Source organism: Arsenicicoccus sp. UBA2120 (assembly GCF_002330965.1).
Classification (GTDB): domain Bacteria; phylum Actinomycetota; class Actinomycetes; order Actinomycetales; family Dermatophilaceae; genus Arsenicicoccus; species Arsenicicoccus bolidensis.
Genome location: NZ_DCYC01000054.1, coordinates 18,861 through 30,222 on the forward strand (window position 1 = coordinate 18,861; position 11,362 = coordinate 30,222).

Here is an 11,362-nt window from a genome sequence, read left to right on the forward strand (position 1 = left end):
CATGACGACGACCGACGAGGTCGAGCGGCCCCGCCCCGGCGAGCGGCTGCTCGACCTCGTGGCCGTCATGGACCGGCTCCGCTCCCCGGGCGGCTGCCCGTGGGACGCCGAGCAGACCCACGAGAGCCTCGCGCCGTATGCCGTGGAGGAGGCGCACGAGCTCGCCGACGCCATCGCCTCCGGCGACCGTGAGCACCTGGTCGAGGAGCTGGGGGACGTGCTGCTCCAGGTGGCCTTCCACGCCAGGGTCGGTCAGGAGCACGCCACCGAGCCGTTCGACGTGGACGACGTCGCGGACGCGATCATCACCAAGCTCCAGCGGCGCCACCCCCACGTCTTCGCGGACGCGGTGGTGTCGGGCCCTGCCGACGTCGAGGCCGGCTGGGAGGCCATCAAGGCCCTCGAGAAGCCCGACCGGACCGGCCTGCTCGACGGCATCCCCGCGTCCCTGCCGGCGCTCGCCCTGGCGGCCAAGACCGCCTCGCGGCTCGAGCGGACCGGGCGGGGCGAGCTGCTCGCCGCCGCCGCGGCGCCGCAGGGTGACGATGTCGGGGCCGCCCTGCTGGCCCTCGTCCTCGATGCCCGGGGCCGGGGCATCGACGCCGAGCAGGCCCTGCGGGGGACGGTCCTGCGCCTCGCCGCGACGGCCGACGGCGACGCCTGAGCGGTCGGCGAGAGGCTGGTGAGGGGCCGGGTGGACGGCATACGGGCCGGTGCCTGTCCACCGCTCGGACGACGGCACGGTTGGCCGCAGACCCCGGCGCGCCCGCTGCGGCGCACGGGATAGGCTCGAGCCGCACCGCTCACCATCGATCAGGAGAGTACTTGTGGCCAACATCGAAGCAGTAGGCGCACGCGAGATCCTCGACTCGCGTGGCAACCCCACCGTCGAGGTCGAGGTCGCCCTGGAGGACGGCACCATCGCGCGTGCCGCCGTCCCGTCCGGCGCATCCACCGGAGCGTTCGAGGCCGTGGAGCGTCGTGACGGCGACAAGGGTCGCTACCTCGGCAAGGGCGTCGAGGACGCCGTCAACGCCGTGCTGGACGAGATCGCCCCGCGCGTCCTCGGCTACGAGGCCACCGAGCAGCGCCTCGTCGACAACGAGATGCTGTCCCTCGACGGCACCGACAACAAGGGCTCGCTCGGCGCCAACGCGATCCTCGGCGTCTCCCTCGCCGTCGCCAAGGCCGCCGCCGAGTCGGCCGGTCTGCCGCTGTTCCGCTACGTCGGCGGCCCCAACGCCCACGTCCTGCCCGTCCCGATGATGAACATCCTCAACGGTGGGTCGCACGCCGACTCCAACGTCGACATCCAGGAGTTCATGATCGCCCCCATCGGCGCGCCCTCCTTCAAGGAGGCCCTGCGCTGGGGCGCCGAGGTCTACCACGCCCTCAAGTCCGTGCTCAAGGAGCGTGGACTGGCCACCGGTCTCGGCGACGAGGGCGGCTTCGCCCCCAACCTCGAGTCCAACCGCGCCGCGCTGGACCTCATCCTCGACGCGATCCGTGCCGCGGGCTACGAGCCCGGCAAGGACATCGCCCTGGCGCTCGACGTCGCGGCGTCCGAGTTCTACCAGGACGGTTCCTACGCCTTCGAGGGCGGCAGCAAGTCGGCCGACGAGATGATCGCGTACTACGCGGAGCTCGTCGCGGCCTACCCCCTCGTCTCCATCGAGGACCCGCTCAACGAGGACGACTGGGACGGCTGGAAGTCCATCACCGAGCAGCTCGGCGACAAGGTCCAGCTGGTCGGCGACGACCTGTTCGTCACCAACCCCGAGCGGCTGCAGCGCGGCATCTCCAGCGACACCGCCAACGCCCTGCTGGTCAAGGTCAACCAGATCGGCTCGCTCACCGAGACGCTGGACGCCGTCGACCTGGCCCACCGCAACGGCTACCGCTGCATGATGTCGCACCGGTCCGGCGAGACCGAGGACGTCACCATCGCCGACCTGGCCGTCGCCACCAACTGCGGCCAGATCAAGACCGGTGCCCCGGCCCGGTCCGAGCGCGTCGCCAAGTACAACCAGCTCCTGCGCATCGAGGAGGAGCTCGACGACGCGGCCGTCTACGCCGGTGCGGGCGCGTTCCCGCGCTTCAAGGGCGCCAGCGCCTAGTCTGGAGCACATGCCATCCAGCACCTCCCGAGGAGGGACGTCACGCCCCGCGCGACGTCCCTCCTCCGGTGCTGCCGCGGGTTCGTCCCGGCGCCCGGCCGGTGCCGGCGACCGGCAGCGTCGGCCCGCGGAGGGTCCTCGTCGCCGCGTTGGTGAGGGTGGCGGCGTCGGGGGATCCGGCGGGCCGGGCGGCCCGCGAGGGACCGGTGGCTCACGAGGAGCGGGTGGGCCTCGCGGCCGGATGCGACCGGCCACGGTGCGGCGCCTGCTGGGCCTCGCGGCCATCGTCGTGATGCTCGCGATCATGCTCGTCCCCACCCTGCGTCGCTATCTCGAGCAGCGCGACCAGATCGCGACCCTCGAGCACTCCATCGTCGAGCAGCAGCGCCAGGTCGACGACCTGATGCGCGAACGCGCCAAGTGGGACGACCAGGCCTTCCTCGAGCAGCAGATCCGCTCCCGGCTGCACTTCGTCAAGCCTGGCGAGACGTCGTACACCGTGCTCGACCCGCAGAGGGGCCGGCGCACCTCGGTGGACGCCCAGGTGGTCGGGGTCGACCTGGAGGCGCAGCAGGTCCCGTGGTACTCCAAGGTCTGGACCTCCCTGTCCAGCGCGGACCGCCTCGGCCTCGACCCGACGGTGGCCCCGGCCGAGGGTGGCCCGACGCCCACGCCGCAGCCCACGATCTCGGACACCCCCCGCCCCGGCTCCACCCCGTCCGGCAGCGCCCCCGGCGGCCGCACCTCGCCCGGTGCCTCGCCCACGCGCTGACGCCGGGCTCCCGACATACCTCTCCTCCCGAAGGCCAAGGCCACCGCATGAGCAACGAGTCCACCACGCCCGCACCGGGTCTCACCGACGAGGACGCCGCAGCGGTCCACGCCCAGCTCGGGCGCGAGGCGCGCGGCGTCGTCGAGGTCGCCCACCGCTGCCCGTGCGGACGTCCTGACGTCCTGCGCACCCTGCCGAGGCTGCCGGACGGCACGCCGTTCCCGACCACCTACTACGCCACCTGCCCACGGCTGACCGGTGCCCTGTCGACCCTCGAGGCGCAGGGCGTGATGCGCGAGATGAGCGAACGCCTCCGGGACGACGAGGCGCTGGCGGGCGCCTACCGGCGGTCGCACGAGGCCTACCTCGCCGACCGCGCCGAGCTCGGCTCGGTCCCCGAGATCGACGGCATCTCGGCCGGGGGGATGCCCACCCGCGTCAAGTGCCTGCACGTCCTCGCCGGTCACGCGCTGGCTGCCGGGCCCGGCGTCAACCCCTTGGGGGACGAGGCCGTCGAGGCCGTGGGGGAGTGGTGGGCCCCCGGACCCTGCGTCGCCCCCACCGAGGACGGCTGGGAGCGCCGGTGACCGACGGGGCCGTTCGTCGCGTCGCGGCCGTGGACTGCGGCACCAACTCCATCCGCCTCCTGGTCGCGGACGTCGACGTCGCCGTGCCTGATGGGCCTGCCGCGCCTGCCGTCGGCGCGCTGCACGACGTGGTCCGCCGCATGGAGGTCGTCCGTCTCGGCGAGGGGGTCGACCGGACCGGGCGCATCTCCGAGGCCGCGATGGAGCGGGCTCTCGGACGGTCGCGCGAGTATGCCGAGCAGTGCGCCGGCCTCGGCGTCTCGGCCGTGCGCTTCGTGGCGACCTCGGCCGCCCGCGACGCCGGCAACGCGGAAGACTTCGCGGCCGGGGTGAGAGCCGCCTTCGCCGAGCACGGGCACGACGGCGTCGTCCCCGAGGTGATCAGCGGCGACGAGGAGGCCGAGCTGTCCTTCCTCGGCGCGACGGGTGACCTGGTGGCGGCCGGCATCCCCGGCCCCTACCTCGTCGTCGACCTCGGCGGCGGGTCCACCGAGCTGGTGCGCGGGACGGCTGAGGGTGTCGTCGAGGCGGCCCGGTCGGTCGACATGGGGTGCGTGCGGCACGCCGAGCGCTACCTGCACCACGACCCGCCGACGGCCGACGAGCTCGCCGCCGCCCTGGCGGAGGTCGACCGGCAGCTCGACCTGGCCTGCAGCACGGTCGAGCTCACCGGCGTGCGCACGCTGGTCGGCGTCGCCGGCACCGTGACGACGGTGACCGCGCACGCGATGGGGCTCGCGGCATACGACCCCGAGGTCATCCACCTGTCCCGGCTCCCGGCCGACGTGGTCCGCGCCGCCTGCGCGGACCTGGTGCGCCTGGACCGACCGAGCCGAGCGGCGCTGCCGTTCATGCACCCGGGCCGCGTCGACGTCATCGGGCCCGGGGCCCTGATCTGGGGCCGGATCGTCGAGCGCGTCGTGGGGGCGGGCGCCGACGACCTCGTCGTCTCCTCCGAGCACGACATCCTCGACGGCGTCTGCCTGCGCCTGGCGGGTTCGGTCGACTGACCGAGGGAGGCCGGCCACGGGCCTACACTGGGGGGAGCACGTGCTCCGGGGTCGGTGCAATTCCGAGCCGGCGGTGACAGTCCGCGACCCGACCACCTCTCGAGGTGGGCGGTTGACCTGGTGGAACTCCAGGACCGACGGTGAAAGTCCGGATGGGAGGCAGCACGCGGCGCCTCGTCGGCGCCCGCTCCGGTCGTCGCGACCGGGTCGGAGCCGCACCTGGCGCACGTCCGTCGACCGACGGTGACCCCGGCGCAGCCACGCAGCAACGGCACGGGAGTCGACCGGAGGTGAGGATGTCCCGACACGCGAGGCACACCTGGCTGGCGCCCCTGGCGCTCGGCGCGGTCCTGCTCGCCGTCTGGGAGCTGGTCGCCGCCTATGGCGGTCTGCCCGCCTTCCTGCTGCCCGGCCCGGTCGACGTCGCGACGCGGCTGGTGGGCATGCTCGGTGGACCCGTGGTGTGGCCCTATGTCGCGCTCACCCTCGCCGAGGCGCTCGGGGGCTGCGCGCTCGGCGCGGCCGTCGCCCTGCCGCTGGCCGTGCTGATCCACCGCTCGCGCTGGGTCGGCGCCGCCGTCACCCCCTTCCTCGGCGCCACCCAGGCGATCCCCGCCATCGCGCTCGCGCCGCTGCTGGTGCTCTGGGTCGGCTACGGCCTGACCGCGATCGTGGCGCTGTGCTCGCTCATGGTGTTCTTTCCCATCCTCATCTCCTCGGTCGTCGGCCTCACCCACGTGCCGCACGAGGTGGTCGACGCCGCCCGGATCGACGGCGCCGGCAGCTGGGACCTGCTGCGACACGTCGAGGCACCCCTGGCGCTCCCCAACGTCCTCGCCGGGCTGCGCAACGGCTTCACCCTGTCGGTGACCGGGGCGGTCGTGGGCGAGATGGTCATGGGCGGCGAGGGACTCGGCACCCTGCTCACCCTGCAGCGCGACGCCGTCGACACCGCCGGGATGGTCGCCGTGATCGTCATGCTGTGCGCCATCGCGGCCTCGGCATACACCCTGCTCCTGGTCGTCGAGCGACGCTCCTCGATCGTCGCCGACGTCCGCGAGACCCCGCGCGGCTGACCTCGAACCGTCCCCACCCCCCATCAGCCACCCCCCGCAGCACCCCTCGAGAGGACCACTCCCCGTGACCATCACCCGCCGATCCCTGCTCACCGCCGCCGGACTCACCTCGGTGCTGGCGCTGGCCGCGTGCGGCGGCGGCAGCGGCAGCGGCAGCGATCAGGTGGTCCGGTCGTCCACCGCTGCCACCCCCGCCGGCAGCAGCGCCGGGGGTGACAAGGCCACGGTGGGACTGACCTACATCCCCAACATCCAGTTCGCACCGTTCTACGTGGGGATCGAGCAGGGCTACTTCCGCAAGCGGGGGGCCGACGTGACGGTCCGGCACCACGGCGCGCAGGAGGGGCTGTTCACCGCGATCGCCTCCGGGCAGGAGGACCTCGTGATCGCGGGGGGCGACGAGATGGTCGAGGCGCGGGCCAAGGGCCTGGACCTCGTCGCGGTCGCCTCCTACTACCGGCGGTACCCCGTCGAGCTGATCGTCCCGGCCGACTCCCCGATCAAGACTCCGGCCGACCTCAAGGGCCGGTCCCTCGGGGTGCCCGGGCGGTATGGCGAGAGCTGGCTCGGGGCCCTGGCGATGTTCAAGGCCGCCGGGATCACGGACCAGGACGTGCGGGTCACCGAGATCGGCTACACCAGCCAGGCCGCCCTCGCGACCGACAAGGTCGACGCCGTCATGGGCTATGCCAACAACGACACCGTGCAGATGCGGCTCGCGGGGCTCGACGTGCGCTCGATCCCGCTCACCGCGACCGGTGAGGTCCCGCTCGTGTCCATCTCGCTCGTCACGACGAGGAAATATCTGCAGGCCAACCCGGCGCGGGTGCGCGCGGTGGCCGACGGCATGCTCGACGGCATCCAGACGATGGCCTCCGACCCGGAGCAGACCATCAAGGACTCGTCGCGGCACGTGCCCAACCTCGCGGACGCCAAGGCCGCCACCGCGGCCCGCGCCACGCTGGACGCCACGGTCAAGGTGATGCTCACCAAGGACGGGGCGGTCAGCGGTCGGCTGGACCCGGCGCAGTGGGCGTCGATGACGGCGTTCATGCGCTCGCAGGGCCTCATCGCCAAGGACGTCCCCGCCGCCGATGCGGTGGCGGCGGGCTACGTCTCGCGCTGACGCGACCTGCCGCGGACGTGAGGCCGTCAACGCGGCCGGTGGGGGCCTCGAGGCCCAGCTGGCCCGCAAGGCCTCCGGTGGCTCGCTGTTCCGCGAGCCGCAGATCAACGCCTGGTATGCCGTCAAGGGCGATCGCGTGCTGCCCCTCAACGACGAGGCGCGGGCAGCCGTCGGTGCCGGCATGGCGCTGCGCGACTACCAGCGCACCGTGCACGCCAAGTACGCCGACAAGCTGCCGGGCTCCGGCTACGACCGGTCCGGCACCGCAGGCGGATTCGCGGCGGGCGGTGCGCCGGCAGCGGCCCAGCCCGTGGCGGGGCAGCCCGCGGCGCAGAGGTCAGCCCAGACGTCCGACTCGCCCGCGCCGATGGTGGCCGGTGGTCTGGGGCTGGGGCTGGGGCTGGGGCTGGTGGCCGCGGCCGGTGCGGTGGTGGCCGCAGCCCGTCGCCTTCGCACCCACGCCTGACCCGACCGGCGGCCGCCGACCACAGCGTCGGGCGGCCTGCCACGAGTCAGCCCCGGTCACGAAGGGCCGTCCCGCCGTCGCGGGGCGGCCCTTCGTCATGCGCCGACGGTCCGGCATACCGACGACGAAGGTGCAGGTGCCGAACGACGCCACGAGACCGGACCGTGACTATCTCGCTGTGGACACTAGTGCGGATTGCGCGGTAGTGTGCGATGTGGAAGAAGGAGGTGCCCATGGAGACCACTCAGCTCGTCAAGGGCGTGCTCGACCTCGCCGTCCTGGCCGTGGTGGCGCGCGAGGACGGCTACGGCTACGACGTCGTCCGGCGCATCCGGGCGGCGGGTCTCGAGGACGTGGGGGAGGCCAGCGTGTACGGCACGCTGCGCCGGCTCTTCGCGGCCGGCGCGCTGACGTCCTACGTCGTGCCGAGCGACGAGGGCCCGCACCGCAAGTACTACGGCATCACCGGCGAGGGGCGCGCGATCCTCGAGCGCCAGGGCAAGACCTGGCGGACCTTCGCCGGGACCATGAACGACCTGCTCAAGGATGCGGAGGCAGTGGCATGAGCGACACGATCGTGCTGGGCGACAACGAGATCCGCGACTACGTGGCGCGGGTGAGGCGGGCGCTGGACGACCTGCGCGCCGACGACGTCGACGAGCTGACCTCCGGCATGGAGGCCGACCTGGCCGAGATCCGTTCGGAGGCAGGCTCGCTCGTCGCCCGTCTCGGCGAGCCCGAGACCTACGCCGCCGAGCTGCGCGCCGCTGCCGGCCTGCCCCCACGATCCGCCGTGGCCTCCCGCACCAGGGGGATGCGGGAGGCCACGGCTACCGTGCGGGAGTCGTATGACGCTGCGCTGCAACGGCATCCGTGGCTGCGTCACCCGCGCGACTATGTCAGGACGCTCCACCCGGCGTGGTGGCTGCTGCGGGCTTCCTCGCCGTGTGGTGCATCAACGCGATGCTGGGCCTGGGGCAGGTGGCGAGCGTGCTGCTGCTCCTCGCCGCCGTGCCCCTGAGCGTGTGGATCGGCTGGCGCGGCAGGGGGGTGCCCAGGGCTGCTCGGTTGGCGATCGGCCTGGCCAACACGATCGCCGTGGTCGCCTCGCTGGTATTCGGGGCGCAGCTGGTCGAGCGGTTCTACGGGGACGGGAACTACCTGCCGGCCGTGTACTCCCAGCCTGCGGCGCCGTCCGGACTGTCCAGGGAAGGTGTCGAGGTGGCCAACGTCTTCGTCTACGACCAGCAGGGCAACCCGGTTCCCCGGGCGACTGTTCGACGAGGGCGGTAGCCCCCTGGTCGTGCGGCCGAACGACCTGCCGGACCGGATCGCCTCCGTCGACAGCTACGGGCAGGCTCAGCGCAACACCGTGCCGCTGACCCTGCCGGGCACCGACGCCTGGAGCCCCACCCAGGAACAGCTCGACGCCGAGGAGTACGCCTGGCGTCCGCCCGCCACCCTGCCGCCGCTGCTGCCCGTGCAGCCGGCCACCCCGTCGCCCGGCGCGAGCTCGTCCGCCGGTCCCACACCCACGTCCAGCCCGAGCTCGACGTCCAACCCGAGCGGCGGCCCGACGACGACCTCCGGGCCCTCGACCGCACCCACGTCGACCGGCGCGTCCCCGACGCCCACCCCGACCGGGACGACGACCCCCTGAGCGCGTCCGAAGCTGACCACTCGGCGGGGTCCCTCCTCGCCGAGTGGTCGGTCATGGGCGGGGTGTGGGTCGGTAAGTGACCGGTCGGCGGGGTGGGGTGGCATCCTGCGGGGCATGGACCTGCTCCTCCCGCACCCCGGCACCGGCGACCTCCACCCGTCGCCGGTGCCGCCGGGCACCGGCTGGCCGGGGGATCCCTCGCGGCCCCGCACCCCGCGTGCCGCAGCCCCGGAGGACGTCATACGGCTGGCCGGGTCGGCCCGGACCCTGGACCAGCTCGACGCGAGAGTGGCTGTCTGCCAGGCCTGCCCGCGGCTCGTCGCGTGGCGCGAGAGCGTCGCGGAGACCAAGCGGGCGGCGTTCGCCGACCAGCCCTACTGGGGCCGCCCGGCGCCGGGGTGGGGCGACCCGCACCCGCGCGCGCTGATCGTCGGGCTCGCCCCCGCCGCCCACGGGGCCAACCGGACCGGCCGGATCTTCACCGGGGACCGCAGCGGGGACTGGCTGTATGCCGCGCTCCACCGCGCGGGCCTGGCCAGCCAGCCCACCAGCGTGCACGCGGCAGACGGCCTCCAGCTGCACGGCGTGCGCATCACGGCCCCGGTGCACTGCGCGCCCCCGGACAACCAGCCCTCGACCCTGGAGAAGGCCACCTGCGCACCGTGGCTGGATCGTGAGATCACCCTCGTGGAGCGCGATCTCGAGAGCCTGCTCGCCCTCGGCGGCATCGGCTGGGCGCAGGCGATCGGCGCCGCGAGACGACTCGGCTGGACCGTGCCGCGTCCCGCGCCGAAGTTCGGCCACGGCGCCGAGGCCACCCTGATCACCGCGCGGGGCAAGGAGATCCGCCTCGTGGGGTGCTATCACGTCAGCCAGCAGAACACCTTCACCGGCCGCCTGACCGAGACGATGCTCGACGAGGTGATCGCTCGGCTGTGACCCCGAGCAGGGTGCTGCCCCCGGGTGATGGGGCCGGGGGCAGCGGGGGATGGGCGAGCAGGTCAGTGGGCGAGGGCGTGCTCCTCCTGCGTGCCCTCGTGGACGGGGAGGGGCGAGACCGGCAGCGGCTCGAACCGCGAGGTGAAGAACCGCAGCGTCGGAGACTCGTAGACGAACCGCAGACCGCGGATCGATGCGCGCCGCTGCCAGACGGCGATCACGGCGTCGGCGACGACGTCCATGTGGGCGTTGGTGTAGACGCGCCGGGGGATCGTCAGCCGGACGAGCTCGAGCTTGGGGTGGTTGTGCTCGCCGGTCTTGGTGCGGCCGGCCGAGACGATGCCGCGCTCCATGGCGCGCACCCCGGACTCGACGTAGATCTCGGCGGCGAGCGACTGGGCCGGGAGCTCGTCCTGGGGGACGTGGGGCAGGAAGGCACGCGCGTCGAGGAACACCGCGTGGCCGCCGATGGGCTGCACCACGGGGATGCCCGCCTCGATCAGACGCTCGCCGAGGTAGCGCACCTGGCCGATGCGGTGGGCGAGGTAGTCGTCGTCCAGCGCCTCGCGCAGGCCGACGGCCATGGCCTCCAGGTCGCGACCGGCCAGCCCGCCATACGTCGGCATGCCCTCGTAGAGGACGACGAGCTCGCGGGCCTTGATCAGGATGTCCTCGTCGCGCATGGCGAGGAAGCCGCCGATGTTGACCAGGCAGTCCTTCTTGCCGGACATGGTCAGGCCGTCGAAGTGGGACAGCATCTCCTTGGCGATCTGCGCGCAGGGCGTGTCGGCGTAGCCCTCCTCGCGCTGCTGGATGAAGTAGGCGTTCTCGGCGAGGCGGGTCGCGTCGGACCACATGATGATGCCGTGCTCATCGCAGATCTCGCGGACGGCCCTAATGTTGGCCATGGAGACGGGCTGGCCGCCGGCCATGTTCACGGTGACCGCGACGTTGATGTAGGCGATCTGGTCGGCGCCCACCTCGTCGATCAGGGCGCGGAGCTTGTCGAGGTCGACGTTGCCCTTGAAGGGGTGGATGGCGGACGGGTCGTGGGCCTCGTCGATGATGACGTCGTGGAAGGTCGCGCCGGCCAGCTCCTGGTGGGCGCGGGTGGTGGTGAAGTACATGTTGCCGGGCACGTGCTGGCCGGGCGTGATGAGGATCTGGGAGATGAGGTGCTCGGCGCCGCGGCCCTGGTGGGTGGGGCAGGTGTAGGGAAACCCGTAGAACTCCTCGACGGCGTTCCACAGGTTGTCGAAGGACCGCGCCCCGGCATAGGCCTCGTCGCCCAGCATCATGGCGCTCCACTGCGCGTCGCTCATCGCGGAGGTGCCCGAGTCGGTGAGCAGGTCGATGTAGCAGTCCTTGCTCTTGAGCAGGAAGGTGTTGTGGCCGGCGGCCCGGATCGCCTCCTCGCGCTCGGCGCGGGTCGTCATGTGCAGGGGCTCGACCATCTTGATGCGATACGGCTCGGCGTTGACCACGGAGCTCACCTTCCTCGTCTCTGGTTGCGTCCTGGTTGCGTGCCGCCCACGCTGCTCCTGGGGCAGTCGCTACGCAACCCAGGCGGGTCCGGGCGCACAGAGTGTTCAATGTGCCGAGCAATCAG

General features: G+C 72.8%; 14 protein-coding genes and 1 riboswitch. Of the genes, 13 read left to right on the forward strand and 1 reads right to left on the reverse strand.

The features are described 5' to 3' along the window. Position 1: 1 nt before the first annotated feature. The 13 genes from B2P18_RS07795 (at position 2) to B2P18_RS07855 (ending at position 9,753) form a co-directional block, all read left to right on the forward strand. Complete coding sequence (locus B2P18_RS07795) at positions 2 to 664, forward strand: MazG family protein (protein ID WP_286957873.1); 663 nt, start codon at positions 2 to 4, stop codon at positions 662 to 664. A 163-nt stretch (positions 665 to 827) separates the two neighbouring features. Beyond that, positions 828 to 2,117, forward strand: a complete 1,290-nt coding sequence (gene eno, locus B2P18_RS07800; RefSeq protein WP_286957874.1) for a phosphopyruvate hydratase — start codon at positions 828 to 830, stop codon at positions 2,115 to 2,117. A gap of 241 nt (positions 2,118 to 2,358) precedes the next feature. Continuing rightward, positions 2,359 to 2,889, forward strand: coding sequence for an FtsB family cell division protein (locus tag B2P18_RS07805; RefSeq protein WP_286957876.1), 531 nt, complete (start codon positions 2,359 to 2,361; stop codon positions 2,887 to 2,889). 47 nt (positions 2,890 to 2,936) lie between these two features. Then, complete coding sequence (locus tag B2P18_RS07810) at positions 2,937 to 3,476, forward strand: DUF501 domain-containing protein (protein ID WP_286957878.1); 540 nt, start codon at positions 2,937 to 2,939, stop codon at positions 3,474 to 3,476. Continuing rightward, positions 3,473 to 4,486: a Ppx/GppA phosphatase family protein gene (locus B2P18_RS07815; RefSeq protein ID WP_286957879.1), complete on the forward strand. Its 1,014-nt coding sequence runs from the start codon at positions 3,473 to 3,475 to the stop codon at positions 4,484 to 4,486. Before B2P18_RS07810 ends, B2P18_RS07815 begins: the two co-directional genes overlap by 4 nt. Positions 4,487 to 4,523: 37 nt before the next feature. Then, positions 4,524 to 4,655, forward strand: a riboswitch (FMN riboswitch). Positions 4,656 to 4,782: 127 nt separating this feature from the next. Beyond that, positions 4,783 to 5,562: an ABC transporter permease gene (locus B2P18_RS07820; RefSeq protein ID WP_275442658.1), complete on the forward strand. Its 780-nt coding sequence runs from the start codon at positions 4,783 to 4,785 to the stop codon at positions 5,560 to 5,562. 64 nt (positions 5,563 to 5,626) lie between these two features. Beyond that, positions 5,627 to 6,688, forward strand: coding sequence for an ABC transporter substrate-binding protein (locus B2P18_RS07825; protein ID WP_286957882.1), 1,062 nt, complete (start codon positions 5,627 to 5,629; stop codon positions 6,686 to 6,688). Next, on the forward strand, positions 6,657 to 7,154 hold the full coding sequence (locus B2P18_RS07830; protein ID WP_286957884.1) for a hypothetical protein: 498 nt from the start codon (positions 6,657 to 6,659) through the stop codon (positions 7,152 to 7,154). The genes B2P18_RS07825 and B2P18_RS07830 overlap by 32 nt, the downstream gene beginning before the upstream one ends. 233 nt (positions 7,155 to 7,387) lie before the next feature. Next, positions 7,388 to 7,720: a PadR family transcriptional regulator gene (locus tag B2P18_RS07835; protein WP_019285481.1), complete on the forward strand. Its 333-nt coding sequence runs from the start codon at positions 7,388 to 7,390 to the stop codon at positions 7,718 to 7,720. Beyond that, the gene (locus tag B2P18_RS07840) at positions 7,717 to 8,175 is read left to right on the forward strand and encodes an HAAS signaling domain-containing protein (RefSeq protein WP_286957886.1); all 459 of its coding nucleotides are present in this window, start codon (positions 7,717 to 7,719) and stop codon (positions 8,173 to 8,175) included. Before B2P18_RS07835 ends, B2P18_RS07840 begins: the two co-directional genes overlap by 4 nt. Further along, positions 8,145 to 8,447 (forward strand): hypothetical protein, encoded by a 303-nt coding sequence (locus B2P18_RS07845; RefSeq protein ID WP_286957887.1) that lies wholly within the window; start codon positions 8,145 to 8,147, stop codon positions 8,445 to 8,447. The genes B2P18_RS07840 and B2P18_RS07845 overlap by 31 nt, the downstream gene beginning before the upstream one ends. Positions 8,448 to 8,457: 10 nt before the next feature. Then, complete coding sequence (locus B2P18_RS07850; protein WP_286957889.1) at positions 8,458 to 8,814, forward strand: hypothetical protein; 357 nt, start codon at positions 8,458 to 8,460, stop codon at positions 8,812 to 8,814. A 114-nt stretch (positions 8,815 to 8,928) separates the two neighbouring features. After that, positions 8,929 to 9,753, forward strand: coding sequence for a uracil-DNA glycosylase (locus B2P18_RS07855; RefSeq protein WP_029211348.1), 825 nt, complete (start codon positions 8,929 to 8,931; stop codon positions 9,751 to 9,753). Positions 9,754 to 9,815: 62 nt separating this feature from the next. Here B2P18_RS07855 and B2P18_RS07860 read toward each other — a convergent pair whose 3' ends face one another. After that, the gene (locus B2P18_RS07860; protein WP_239264383.1) at positions 9,816 to 11,246 is read right to left on the reverse strand and encodes a tyrosine phenol-lyase; all 1,431 of its coding nucleotides are present in this window, start codon (positions 11,244 to 11,246) and stop codon (positions 9,816 to 9,818) included. Positions 11,247 to 11,362 lie beyond the last annotated feature (116 nt).

What these genes read in the sequence shown, in the direction of transcription:
- B2P18_RS07830 (WP_286957884.1), top strand. Translation starts at nt 6,657, where the DNA reads ATGCGGTGGCGGCGGGCTACGTCTCGCGCTGACGCGACCTGCCGCGGA.
- B2P18_RS07810 (WP_286957878.1), top strand. Translation starts at nt 2,937, where the DNA reads ATGAGCAACGAGTCCACCACGCCCGCACCGGGTCTCACCGACGAGGAC.
- B2P18_RS07795 (WP_286957873.1), top strand. Translation starts at nt 2, where the DNA reads ATGACGACGACCGACGAGGTCGAGCGGCCCCGCCCCGGCGAGCGGCTG.
- B2P18_RS07840 (WP_286957886.1), top strand. Translation starts at nt 7,717, where the DNA reads ATGAGCGACACGATCGTGCTGGGCGACAACGAGATCCGCGACTACGTG.
- B2P18_RS07835 (WP_019285481.1), top strand. Translation starts at nt 7,388, where the DNA reads ATGGAGACCACTCAGCTCGTCAAGGGCGTGCTCGACCTCGCCGTCCTG.
- B2P18_RS07805 (WP_286957876.1), top strand. Translation starts at nt 2,359, where the DNA reads ATGCGACCGGCCACGGTGCGGCGCCTGCTGGGCCTCGCGGCCATCGTC.
- B2P18_RS07855 (WP_029211348.1), top strand. Translation starts at nt 8,929, where the DNA reads ATGGACCTGCTCCTCCCGCACCCCGGCACCGGCGACCTCCACCCGTCG.
- B2P18_RS07820 (WP_275442658.1), top strand. Translation starts at nt 4,783, where the DNA reads ATGTCCCGACACGCGAGGCACACCTGGCTGGCGCCCCTGGCGCTCGGC.